Genomic DNA, 12,062 nt, shown 5'->3' with positions numbered 1-12,062 from the left:
GGGCTAATTGAATTAGCCCTTTCCGCGTTTTGACAAATCATTCCGCTGTGAGGGATCACAGCGGTTCAACATGCCCAACCACCCGCGATACCATCGGGAATTGCATTCTCAATTGCCGTTCAATATGGTCCACCGCATCGTGCACCGCAGAAATCGACAAGGCCGGAAGGGCCCGACAGTGAAAATTCACAATCACGCCCTGTGGCGTTTCTCGCGCCCGGATATCATGGATGTCTTGCACCAATCCGCTGTTTTTCGCTGAAACCGTCAATGCTTGTTCAATCTTCGCCAGTTCGCCGTGTTCCACATCCTGGCTAGCCAGCCAATCCAGCATCTGGGGCTCCAGGTGGGTTTCGATCTCCGTATTTTCGCCCAACGTCTGGTGTAGAGCCTCCTCCACCTCGCTGGCGATATCATGCGCCTGCTCTACGCTGGCATTGGCCGGAACCAACAGATCCATACCGATGGCCACTCGGTCTGCCAATTGTTGTAGCGAAAGGCTCTGCACCACGGCCCCATGGTTGGCGGCCAGCATGCGAATACGGGTTGCCAGATCTTCATCACTTCTGGCTTGAGGGATGGCAATCACCCGCACTTCCGAGTTGGCGTATTGCTGTTCAAGTTTGGCGGTAACTGTCTGCTTCAACTCCTTGATCCGCTCAAGCGGTAGCGTCCGGCATACCCCGACGCTTACCTCGATAAACAGCGTGGCTCCGCCACTGCGCAGGCGAATATTCTCCGTAGACAACACCGCTGGGAAATCGTTAAGCAGGGTAGCAATATCTTCCCGCGTGCCAGCCGGTGCAGTATCAATCAGGGAATCAAAGGAGCGTTTCCCTAGCTTCAAGGCGGCAGTCAGGATAAAGCAGGCGACGATCAGGGCTGCCAGCGCATCCGCACGGGCAAAACCAAATAGCACAAAAACCATGCCCAACAGCACCACGCCAGAAGACAACATATCGGAGAAGAAATGCAGAGCATCGGCCTCCAGCGCCGCGCTGTTGGTGGCCTTGGCCACGCGGTTCAAGGCCCGGACACGGAAGAAATCAACCACAATAGACACCAGTAGTACCGCAATCACTACCGGTGCAGCCACAATCTGGTTTGCCTCACCTATCAGGCTGCTTACTGCTTCAAAGACGATCCAGCCGCCTGCCGCCAACAGGAGGAGTACCTCAAACAGTGCTGCCAGATTCTCAACCTTGCCATGGCCGAAGTGATGGTCATCATCAGCAGGCTTATCGCTGACGCTCACCGCCCACCAGGTGATGCTGGTGGCAATAAAATCGGTAAATGAATGGATACCTTCGGATATCAGGCCAATACTGCCGGTAAATATACCTGCGATAAATTTACCTAACGCCAACAATCCGCTGATAATCATCGAGTTTCGGGCGACGGCCTGTTTTTGATTTTGCATAGCACAGCTCATAGTTGAATTAAAAAATCAGCGTTTGGTTTTTACGGAACATTGCCAGACAAAAGCGACGAGCAGGAAGCTTGCGGTAGCTGTCAGCAATAAACAGGAAAGAAATGCAGTTTGACCGGTGGAATGTAAATAAATCTCATTAATACCTGCCGAGATCATAAAAATAGCGTACAGCAACCCAAGAATAAAAATCATCATCATTATCACGCGCGGTAAATACCGTCAGTTTATTGCGGTTATTCATCCTCCCCGCAATGATTGATGAGGCTACGGGGAGGATGATGCTAGGCGGATCTTTTTCGTTCATTAGTCATCCCATTTGGTGCTCAGATAGGCTGCGATCAGCCCCATTGAGCTGATGAAAAACAAAAACCCCATAAAAAACATCATATTTCCCATAATTTTATCCTCGGTTAACTGTAATCGATAACGACCTCTGTGGTTAAAAGTAAGTGTGCAACGTAGTCTCTGGCTTCATTCACCGTCAGGGTATCTGCGGCGGTGAAAAAGTCAGCGTTCAAAGAGTTAGCAATGGCTGGCCCGCCTGTGCTGCTGGCGCGGTAGCGGTCATTGCTGAGGAGTCTGGAAGTCATTGACCCTATTGCTGTTTAAACTTCAACAGTGCATCGCATAGGGGAGTAAACCAAAGAGGGGGAGTGCAGAAAGCCTATCTCCGCGTCCAGGTTTTAGCACTATACAACGTATCTGAAAAATTTCAGAAGTTACCTTGGGCTGAACCTTAATCCGATAAAGCCTGTCTTAACCTTGGGCATCTCTCGATGTCGTCAGATCAGTAACCTGTGTTTGTATAGGAGCCTCGCCAAACGAGATACTGCATATAACTACGCGGTGATTATAGGCGTGCTGGGAGCGATAGTGCTCGAAAATCGGCAACTCGTTGAGGTGATATTTAAGAAGTTATATTTAAACGAACGATTTATCTTAATGAACGTTAATTTTGCAGTGATATAAACACTATGGCGGGGATATTCATTTGCCTAAATCAGCATTTATAAGCTGAATAAAAGCAAAAACCGACCTTTTACAGTCGGTTTTACAGTTAGGAATGCACCATTACCGCATGGTAACGAACTCTTCTGCGGCGGTTGGGTGGATCGCCACGGTGTTGTCGAAGTCTTTCTTGGTCGCGCCCATCTTGATTGCCACGGCGAAGCCCTGCAGGATTTCATCCATACCAAAGCCAATCCCGTGCAGGCCAACAATCTTCTCTTCTTCACCCACACATACCAGCTTCATGCGGCACGGCTGTCGATGCTGAGTCACGGCGCTGTACATGGCGGTGAAGGAGGATTTATAAACCTTCACCTTATCCTCGCCAAACTGCTCTTTCGCCTGCGGTTCGGTCAGGCCAATGGTGCCAATTGGCGGGTGGCTGAACACCACGGTGGCGATGTTGCTGTAGTCCAGATGTTCGTCCGGCTTGTTGTTGAACAGGCGCTCGGACAGGCGGCGGCCAGCGGCAACGGCAACCGGGGTCAGCTCAACCGCACCGGTATTGTCACCTACCGCGTAGATGCCTTTCACGTTGGTGTTCTGGAATTTGTCGACTTCGATGTAACCTTTGGCATTGGTTTTCACGCCGGTCACTGCCAGGTTCAGATTATCGGTCGCTGGTTCGCGGCCGATGGCCCAGACCAGGCTGTCCACGGTGAACTCTTTGCCGTTTTCCAACGCCAGCGTCAGGCTGCCGTCGGCGTTTTTGACGATGGATTTTGGAATGGATTCGGTGTGCAGGGTTGGCCCTTCGGTGTTCATCACCTCAACCAGGGTTTCTACAATCATCGGATCGAAGGTACGCAGCGGGGCGTGTTTACGCACGAACAGATGCGTTTCCGCTCCCAGCGCGTTCATCACGCCGGCAATTTCTACCGCGATGTAGCCAGCACCTACCACTGCCACGCGTTTTGGCATGGCATCCAGCTCAAAGAAGCCGTCGGAGTCGATGCCGTATTCGGCACCAGGGATCGACGGATGGCTCGGGCGGCCACCGGTAGCGATCAGAATATGGTCTGCGGTGATTTTCTCGCCGTTGACTTCTACGGTATGCGCGTCGATAAAGCGGGCAAAACCTTTGATCACGTCAACCTTATTTTTGCCCAGCACGTTGTCGTAGGAAGTATGAATACGATCGATGTAGGCAGTACGGTTGGCGATCAGGCGTTTCCAGTCAAAGGCGTTGACGGTGGTATCAAAGCCGTAATCCGGGCCGTACTGGTGAATGGCCTCGGCGATCTGCGCCGCATGCCACATGACTTTTTTCGGGACACAACCCACGTTAACGCAGGTGCCGCCAAGTTCTTTGGCTTCAATCAGTGCGCATTTCTGGCCATACATGGCTGCCCGGTTGATCGATGCGATACCGCCGCTGCCGCCGCCAATTGCTAGATAATCGTAATGTTTCGTCATCTGGGTTTTCCATGAGTTGTGTGATTCGAGAAGGGTAAGAGTTTAACGCCTGACTGGGGGTTGTCGCAAAGATTGCGTCGATGGCTGTAATAGGCAGAGGCTTGATCCTCTGCCCGGTTGATTTTACACGATAACCAGTTCGGGTTTTGCCCGATCGAGCGCTTGGCGATCGGCACTGCTGATGCCGGTATCGGTAATGATCATGTCAATCTGGCTCATCGACAGCACCAGGTTGAACCCCCTGCGGCCGAACTTGGTGGAATCGACCACCGCGACCACGCGCTTGGCTGCCTGAGCCATCACGCCGCTGATCGAGTAGCCTTCATTAAAGGTGGTGATGCCGTTGGTGGCGTCCAATCCGTCGGCCCCGACGAACATCACGTCACCGGCAATGCCCTGTAGGGAGAGCTCCGCGATGGAGCCGTGCATGGAGCGCGTCTTATGGCGCAGCGTGCCGCCACACAGCACCAGCGTGATATCTTTATTGTCGGAAAGCGCAAAGGCAGCGGGCAGGTTATTGGTGATCACCGTGATATTGCCCATCTTCACCAGCTCTTCGGCGATCAGCATGGTGGTGCTGCCGCTGTCGAGGATCACCGTATCACCGGGATTGACCATGGCTGCTGCCTTTAAGGCAATGCGCTTTTTCGGGTCTTTAGCCAGCTGGTAGCGTTCCTCCAGGATGACCTCACCGGTGGTTTTCGGCACCTCGGCCTCCTGCTCCAACTGGCTGCCCGGCCTGGCTGCACCGCCGTGGAAGCGGATCAGCAGACCTTTTTCTTCCAGCAGGCGCAGGTCAGCGCGGATGGTAACCTCAGAAATTCCGAAGGAATTCGAAAGATCGCTAACCAAGATGCTGCCGTTCTGCTGAACCAGGTCGACAATTTTATTTCGTCTTTCAAAAGAGTTCATCATCCTGACCTATCGAAATGTTTTGCTTTTATTTTATGCGAAAGGGATATGAAAGGGGAGCATAAAGATCAAGGAGATGGGATTTGAGGCAAAATAATGGCTGCACCCGTGCAGCCATTGGCTAAATATCACCCTTCGCCAAGCTTGAGCATGATTTTTCCCTGCATCGGCTTACCGGCCAGGGCTGCAACGCTGGCGGCGTATTGCTGCGGGCGATCGATGCTGGCAATCAACGGCTCCAGAGCCAGATCCGCCGATTGGAACAGCTTCATGGCCTGTTGCCATTCTTCCCCTGGCCACGGGGCTGAATAGTTCATCCAACTGCCCAGCAGCGTCAGCTCCTTGCGCAGGATCTGACTGAAAGTGCTGTAAGACAGATGGAGGTCCTTATGAAGCGTCCCCACTAGCGCGATTTGTGCCCGTGGCCCGGCGATATCTAGCGCCAGTCCGACCGTTTGTGGCGTGCCAGCGGTTTCCAGAATCAACTGATCAAAGCGCTTTTCCTGCAAGCGTTCGGCTATCTCGGAGGGGCTAAGTTCCGCGCTGTTAAACGCGCTTTCTGCACCGATCTGCCGTGCCAGCTTGAGCCGGTCGTCATTGATATCGATCGCCGTGACGCTGCGTGCGCCCATCGCGCGGGCACATTGGATCGCCAGTTGGCCGATGGTGCCGGCGCCAATGATGATCACCTCTTTGCCTTGGCAGCCCCCAGCCAACTGAATGGCATGCAGGCCGACGGTGATGGGCTCAATAAACGCCCCCTGCAATAAGCTGACGTTGGCAGGTAATTTCACCAGATTGGCGCGTTTGACCACGATAAACTCGGCGTTGCCACCGTGGCTGCGTGAACCGACGAACTGGTAATGCTTGCACAGCGAATAGTAATGGCGCTGGCATTCCGGGCAGTTAAAGCACGGTAACAAAGGGACGCAGGCCACGGCATCATGCTGTTGCAGATCGGTAACCCGCTCGCCACAGGCCACGACCCGGCCACTGAACTCATGCCCCAGGGTAATCGGGTAGAAATGCGCGCCTTTGGCAAAGATGCGGGGGATATCCGAACCGCATAGCCCGGAATACGCCACCCGAACCAACACCTCATCGGCGGCCTCAATAGCAGGAGTAGGGCGTTCTTCAACGCGCACTTCTCCCTCCGTGTGGATCACGACTGATTGCATAGCTTGAACTCCGTAGAGAATAGATTGGGGGAGGCGGGCTCCCCCGAAGGATTAGGACATGGCGTTGAGGCTTTGGCTGGCCTGTTGCTTGGCGGTGGCTTCAGCCTGGGCAAATTGACGGGCACGGCGCCAGGTGAGGAACACTCCAATGGCGTAAATGACGCCGATAACGACCAGACCCACCACGTTTTGCCAGGTGAGCAGTTGGATCAGCAGGTAGGTGATCGGTGAGCCGCCTTGGTCCATCGAGGCCACTACGCCGCCCGCTTTCAGCGCACCAGCATTGGCAGCCAGTTGGGTATGCAGCCCGATGGTTTGGGTGGCGATCCACAGCGTGATGCTCATGATGATAAAACCCGAGATCAGCGTGCGGAACAGGTTGCCCTGATGCACCGCCACGGCGAGGGCCACAAAGAAGCCGATGGTTGCCAGATCGCCAAACGGCAGCACCTGGTTACCTGGGACGATCACGGCGATCAGAATGGTCAGCGGGATAAAGATCAGGCTGGCGGAGACCACGGCGGTATGGCCCAGCAGCAGCGCCGGGTCGAGGCCGATAAGGAACTCCTGGCCACCAAAGCGTGCTTGCAGGCGTTTACGGGCATGCTTGGCGATGGGCGTCAGGCCATCCATGATCGGTTTGATCACCCGTGGCATCAGCAGCATCACGGCAGCGGTTTTCACCGCCAGTTGCAGAATGCCCTTCAGGTCATAACCGGCCAGCGCACCGATAATCAGCCCCATCACAAAGCCGACGGTCACCGGCTCGCCGAATGGGCCAAAGCGTTTCTGTACGTCGTCTGCGCTGAAGTGAATACGGTTCAGGCCGGGGATCTTCTCGATAATGGTGTCCACCAGTACGGCGATCGGCCCCATATAGGCGGAGGTGCCGTGCGGAATGGCAATCCCTTCCAGCCCGAAGAAGTCGCGGGTGTCTTTGGCGAACCAGTCCCCCAGCTTGTAGACGAAGGCGGCATGCACCACCACGCCCAGCATACCCAACCAGTATGAACCGGTAGCCAGATGCACCATGGCACCGGTAAAGGTCATGTGCCAGATGTTCCAGATATCCACGTTAACCACTCGGGTCATACGCGTCAGCAACATCACGATGTTGACCGCAATCGCTACCGGGATGGCGATCAGGGCAATCTGCGAGGCCCAGGTCATCGGTGATGAGCCTGGCCAACCGATATCCACCACGTGCAGGTTGATCTGGAACTGCTCGGCCATCGATTTTGCCGCCGGGCCGATCGAGTCCAGCATCAGGCCGATAACCAGCCCGATACCGACAAAGCCGATGCCGATATGAATGCCGGATTTAAATGAATCCCCTAATTTCATCCCTAAAATCAGCGAGAAGATGATGATCACGATAGGCAGCATCACTGTAGGGCCGAGATCGAGGATATAACGCATGATGTCGGTAAACATGGGCTACTCCGTCAGAATGGTCAGTATTTTTTGTTTCAGCGCATCGATGCCGACACCGGAAATAAACGGCATGCCGTGCACCAACGGTATATCGCCAAACTGCCGGTCGACGCGGGCGGTGGTACAGATCAGGTCGGCATCGTCCATATAGGTTTCAATCTCGGTCACGCGGCACTGCACCAAGTCCAGCTCGATGTTGTGCTCCGCGCACAGCTCTTTGATCTCTTCTGCGGCCATGGTCGAGGTGGCAACGGCACCGCCGCAGGCAACGATAATTTTACGTTTCACAGTGTGGCTCCTTCATATTCTGTTTTTTGTTGTGGTCGGGAGGGCGAAGCGAAAACCCGCTGGGCAAAAATTTCGCCCAATTGGTCCTCGGGGGCGGTCAGAAGTGCAGCGATAAACTCAGGGTGCTGCAACTGGCCAAACAGCGTGCGCAGTAAAACTAACTGCGCCGCCGGGTCGGTGACGATCAGCGCGATAATCAGGGCAACGTCGATCGTGCCGTCATCATCCGCCTGAGCGAAGGGCACGGCCTGGTCAGGGCGGATCAGATAAATAGCCGGGGCACGTGCATGCTCCGCTTCACAATGGGGGATGGCGACCGCGTGCTGCTCAAGGGCGATGCCGGTGGGATAAGCGCTCTCACGCACCAGCAATGCCTGCGGGTAGCTGTTGTGAACGACCCCGGCGTTGAGCATGGTGACGCCAATGTGCTCCAGCGCCTGCTGCGCGTCGGCAAAGCTGATGCCAGTGCGAACGAACAGTTGGCTGTTATGCATGGGCCATCTCCTCGGCGTTTTTGGCTTGCTCTGCGGGGGCACAGCCGAAGCGATAAGCGCGCAGCACATCCTGAATTTTGTCGATCATCAGTGCGTGGGGCTGTTTCGCCAGCTTGCGTTCCATCACGCGCTGATACTGCAGCGGGAAGTATTGGCTCAGCAGGCCAGCGGGGATCTCTTGCTGGTCGAGGTTATTGAGCAGCGTCGTCATACTTTGGGCGATACGCGGGTGGGGCCAGTAGTAGCGGATACGGTCCGACAGGCTGAAATGCAGGTCGATCAGCGAGCGGCTGAACGTCGGGTGATAATACTTTTTCCAGTAATCCGGTTCGTCGAGCATGACGGCGTCAATCACCGCCAGGATCTGGCTACGTTTTTCCGGGGCAATCAGGGCCTGTTCGATATTGGCCAGAGCAAATACCGCTTCGCGCAGGGCGAACGTCAGGGCCGGGCCAACTTTGAGAATGGCGAAGTGATCGCGCACCAGCTGCTGATAGGCTTCACGCGTTTGGTAATCGGTAGAGTGCGCCTCATAGACCAGCGGCGTGGTGGTAATAAACTGGGAGAGCTCGCGGGCTAGCTGTGGTTGGTAAGCGATCACCTGTGAATGGTCGAACTCCACCCCTGGCTGCACTACCACGGCGATGATCCTCGGGATCGCCGCTGCCAACCCGGCCTGGCGGAACGCCTGATAGTGAGTGTCCAGCGTGGCGGCGGCATCTGTCGCGTGAGTGATATGTACGCTGCCAATGGCGGAAGATTCTCCTCCAGGAACTGGCACCTCGGTCCCAATCACATAGGTCAGCTGCTGTTTTTGCTCTGGGGTAGCGACCCGTTCGGCGACCTGACACAGGCGGGCGGCGCGTTCTGCCACCACGTGGGGATCTAACGGGGTCGGATCGTCGGCGCAGGACATGGACGCATCCAGATGGATCTTGCTGAATCCGGCGATGACGTAGTCGGCGATCAACACTTCCGCTTTCGCCATTGCGCTGGCGGCGGGTTCATTTTGCCAACAGTTCGGGCCTAGATGGTCGCCCCCTAACAGCAGCCGGGAGAGCGGAAAGCCGACGGTTGCCGCAATATCGCAGACAAACTGCCGGAAATCCGCCGGTTTCATGCCGGTGTAACCGCCAAACTGATTAACCTGGTTGGATGTGGCCTCGATCAGCACCTGGCGATCGCTGTGCAGATCCAGGCGTAATGCGGCTTCAATGACTAATGGGTGTGCCGAACAGACAGAGCAGATCCCGATCGGCTCCCCTGCTTTATGTCGTGCGATTATATTTTTCATTCTACCCTCCGTTTTCTTACGAATATAATCGTAATGTTTCGAAAGGTTAGCAATGCACTTTTCTATTATTCGTGATCAAGATCGAAAACTTTACCGCTATTTTTCCGTGCCGGTGCTTTCAGTGTGAGGGGGTAAGTTAACGGGTAGGGTAGATTTAGTTATTTAAAATCAGTTTATTACAGAATAATGGTGAAAGGAGGAGTCGGCATGCGCAATAAAGTGAAAGCGGTTATTGTGACGAGAGGATGCCCTTCACCCCAACCCTCTCCTTTAGTGAGAGGGAGCTGTTAGCCCCTGCTCTTTTGGAAGTAAAGAGGTCATCTCATTAAACGCGATCGTCCCCTTATTCAAGGTGCGTCACTGAGTTTTCAGACACTCTCGATCGGTCCCCTCACCCTGTGGGAGAGGGGGAGGGGCAATCACTGTGTTGGCGTAGGTCACAGCCTGCCTTCACAGCCACAAACCTGAATCACCTTTTGCACCACCTGCTGCATGGCCAGTTTGGCGGGCTGCATATAGTGGCGCGGGTCGTTGGCCTGCGGATGCTCCGCCAGATGCTGTTTCAGCGCATCGGAAAAGGCGATCTTAAGCTCCGTCGCCACGTTCACCTTGCAGACCCCCAGCCGAATTGCCTGCTGAATATCAGCGTCTGGCAAACCCGACGCACCATGCAGCACCAATGGCACGCTGACCTTATCGCGGATCTGCCCAAGGCGGGTGAAATCCAACTCTGGCTTGCCCTGATAAAGCCCATGTGCCGTACCAATCGCCACCGCCAGTGAATCGATGCCGGTGGAACGCACAAACTCCTCGGCCTGCTGCGGCGAGGTATAGCGGGCATCCTTGGCATCGACGCTGATGCCATCCTCAACGCCCCCAAGCCGCCCCAGCTCTGCCTCAACGCTGACATCATAACGATGGCAAAACTCGGTCACCTGCCGCACCAGCGCGATATTTTCCGCAAAGGGCAGGTGCGAGCCATCAATCATGGCCGAGCGGATCCCTGCATGTACTTTGGTTTGAATATCTTGCAGGGCTTCATGGTGATCCAGATGCACCGCCAGCGGGATGCGGTATTCGGTGGCCAACTGTTTGACAATGGCGACCACGTTAGCCGTTCCCGCATAGAGATAGGTGCCGGGCGTACCGGCCAGGATCACCGGTGAGCGCATGTGCGCGGCGGTTTCAGCCACCACCTGCATGGTTTCCAGGTTATGAATGTTGAAGGCTGGTACGGCATAGCCCTGTTGTTGTGCCTTCTGCAGCATATTGTTGGTCGAAATGATGTACACCGCCTGCCTCCTGTTTTCTTTAATTACGTTAACTTTCGATTATCATCATCTAATCGAAAGTTAAAATAAGCAAACAGTTATTTTGCGGTTGTGATGAGGATCGGCAAAAGATCGAGGCAAAATAAGGAGCAAGCAGGGTGGGATAGCGAAGGGAAAAGCGGATGGCCGCTCAGGCAGGCGACCATCATCGATCTTATTCTGGTACGACCCAGTTCACCAGGTGGTGACCGATACCGGACGGCACCAGTACCTTGTGTAGCCACGGCAGCACGTTGTTCATCTGCTGTTCCAGCTTCCAAGGTGGGTTAATCACGATCATGCCTGAAGCCGTCATCCCGCGTTGATCGCTGTCGGGCTTCACCGCCAGCTCGATTTGCAGGATACGGCGGATGCCGGTCGCTTCCAGCTCTTTGAGCATGCGTTTGATCTGCTGGCGCATCACTACGGGATACCACAGGGCATAGGTGCCGGTGGCAAAACGCTTGTAGCCTTCCTGAATGCCTTTCACCACGTCTTGATAATCGGTTTTCATCTCATACGGCGGGTCCATCAGGATCAGGCCACGGCGTGACGGAGGCGGTAACTGGGATTTTAACTGCTGGTAACCATCGGCACGTTGCACTTTGGCGCGCTCGTCTTTCTGGAATTCGTTACGCAGCAGCGGGAAATCGCTTGGGTGCAGCTCTGTCAGATGGATTTTATCCTGCGGGCGCAGTAACTGACGGGCGATCAACGGAGAGCCAGGGTAGTAACGCAGGGTGCCAGAACGGTTGAAGTTGTGCACCACGCTCATGTAGGCCGCCAGCTCTTCTGGCAGATCGTCACGTTGCCACAGTAGGCCGATGCCTTCCAGGTATTCCCCGGTGCGCTCGGCATGCTCACCGCTCAGCTGATAGCGCCCGGCACCGGAGTGGGTATCCAGGTACAGCAGCGGCTTATCTTTTTCTTTCAGCGCCTCAATGATCAGGCTCTGAACGGTGTGCTTGAGCACGTCGGCGTGGTTGCCGGCGTGAAAACTGTGGCGGTAACTTAACATGGCGTTTTGTGTTTCCTGATTTTCGAGTTATTTTCAATAAAATCAACTCATTAAATGTAAAAGAGTTCTGCGTGTTTACTGCAAACTCGTAGATCAACGAATTTAAGCTACCAAGTATAAACCGCCTTGCTGGTAAAAAGCGAAAAGCGTTGCAGCCTGGAGGGATCTACGCCGGTATAGGCAAAAATGGGCGATAGCTATAAGGGAATTATTTTGATTGTTCTTTATACAATGCTGAATTTCAATTATATTAGTGGATGAGTAAATGGAGATACTTT

Annotated in this window: 13 protein-coding genes and 1 riboswitch; all 13 genes read right to left on the bottom strand. The window is 54.6% G+C overall.

The window, feature by feature from the left end; translation table 11 throughout:
* Positions 1-55: 55 nt before the first annotated feature.
* Positions 56-1,420, bottom strand: a complete 1,365-nt coding sequence (locus IMQ33_RS20130) for a cation-efflux pump (RefSeq protein WP_196061853.1) — start codon at positions 1,418-1,420, stop codon at positions 56-58.
* 148 nt (positions 1,421-1,568) lie between these two features.
* A complete protein-coding gene (locus tag IMQ33_RS20125; protein WP_158006201.1) occupies positions 1,569-1,736 on the bottom strand; it encodes a hypothetical protein in 168 nt (55 codons plus the stop codon).
* Positions 1,736-1,816, bottom strand: a complete 81-nt coding sequence (gene mgtS, locus IMQ33_RS20120; protein ID WP_255518653.1) for a protein MgtS — start codon at positions 1,814-1,816, stop codon at positions 1,736-1,738. Before mgtS ends, IMQ33_RS20125 begins: the two co-directional genes overlap by 1 nt.
* 26 nt (positions 1,817-1,842) lie before the next feature.
* Positions 1,843-2,022: a hypothetical protein gene (locus IMQ33_RS20115; RefSeq protein WP_161738622.1), complete on the bottom strand. Its 180-nt coding sequence runs from the start codon at positions 2,020-2,022 to the stop codon at positions 1,843-1,845.
* A gap of 71 nt (positions 2,023-2,093) precedes the next feature.
* Positions 2,094-2,265, bottom strand: a riboswitch (M-box (ykoK) riboswitch).
* Between the two features lie 238 nt (positions 2,266-2,503).
* Positions 2,504-3,856, bottom strand: a complete 1,353-nt coding sequence (gene gorA, locus IMQ33_RS20110) for a glutathione-disulfide reductase (RefSeq protein ID WP_021181790.1) — start codon at positions 3,854-3,856, stop codon at positions 2,504-2,506.
* 123 nt (positions 3,857-3,979) lie between these two features.
* Positions 3,980-4,768, bottom strand: coding sequence for a DeoR/GlpR family DNA-binding transcription regulator (locus IMQ33_RS20105; RefSeq protein ID WP_024527643.1), 789 nt, complete (start codon positions 4,766-4,768; stop codon positions 3,980-3,982).
* 128 nt (positions 4,769-4,896) lie between these two features.
* Positions 4,897-5,946: a galactitol-1-phosphate 5-dehydrogenase gene (gatD, locus tag IMQ33_RS20100; RefSeq protein WP_065683964.1), complete on the bottom strand. Its 1,050-nt coding sequence runs from the start codon at positions 5,944-5,946 to the stop codon at positions 4,897-4,899.
* 51 nt (positions 5,947-5,997) lie between these two features.
* Positions 5,998-7,380 carry a galactitol-specific PTS transporter subunit IIC gene (locus tag IMQ33_RS20095; protein WP_024527641.1) on the bottom strand — a complete coding sequence of 461 codons (1,383 nt, stop codon included), beginning with the start codon at positions 7,378-7,380 and terminating at the stop codon, positions 5,998-6,000.
* A 3-nt stretch (positions 7,381-7,383) separates the two neighbouring features.
* The gene (gatB, locus tag IMQ33_RS20090) at positions 7,384-7,668 is read right to left on the bottom strand and encodes a PTS galactitol transporter subunit IIB (RefSeq protein WP_021181786.1); all 285 of its coding nucleotides are present in this window, start codon (positions 7,666-7,668) and stop codon (positions 7,384-7,386) included.
* Positions 7,665-8,162 (bottom strand): PTS galactitol transporter subunit IIA, encoded by a 498-nt coding sequence (gene gatA, locus IMQ33_RS20085; RefSeq protein ID WP_098929490.1) that lies wholly within the window; start codon positions 8,160-8,162, stop codon positions 7,665-7,667. Before gatA ends, gatB begins: the two co-directional genes overlap by 4 nt.
* The gene (gatZ, locus tag IMQ33_RS20080; RefSeq protein ID WP_098929492.1) at positions 8,155-9,456 is read right to left on the bottom strand and encodes a tagatose-bisphosphate aldolase subunit GatZ; all 1,302 of its coding nucleotides are present in this window, start codon (positions 9,454-9,456) and stop codon (positions 8,155-8,157) included. Before gatZ ends, gatA begins: the two co-directional genes overlap by 8 nt.
* Before the next feature lie 437 nt (positions 9,457-9,893).
* On the bottom strand, positions 9,894-10,748 hold the full coding sequence (locus tag IMQ33_RS20075; protein WP_098929494.1) for a tagatose bisphosphate family class II aldolase: 855 nt from the start codon (positions 10,746-10,748) through the stop codon (positions 9,894-9,896).
* 193 nt (positions 10,749-10,941) lie between these two features.
* Complete coding sequence (locus tag IMQ33_RS20070) at positions 10,942-11,784, bottom strand: 23S rRNA (adenine(2030)-N(6))-methyltransferase RlmJ (RefSeq protein WP_021181782.1); 843 nt, start codon at positions 11,782-11,784, stop codon at positions 10,942-10,944.
* Positions 11,785-12,062: the final 278 nt, after the last annotated feature.

This window comes from Serratia sp. Res13-Sevr-LER1-36-b (genome assembly GCF_015673035.1).
GTDB lineage: Bacteria > Pseudomonadota > Gammaproteobacteria > Enterobacterales > Enterobacteriaceae > Chania > Chania fonticola_C.
The sequence above is the reverse complement of the archived record's forward strand: the minus strand, read 5'-3'. Positions and strand labels throughout refer to the sequence as shown.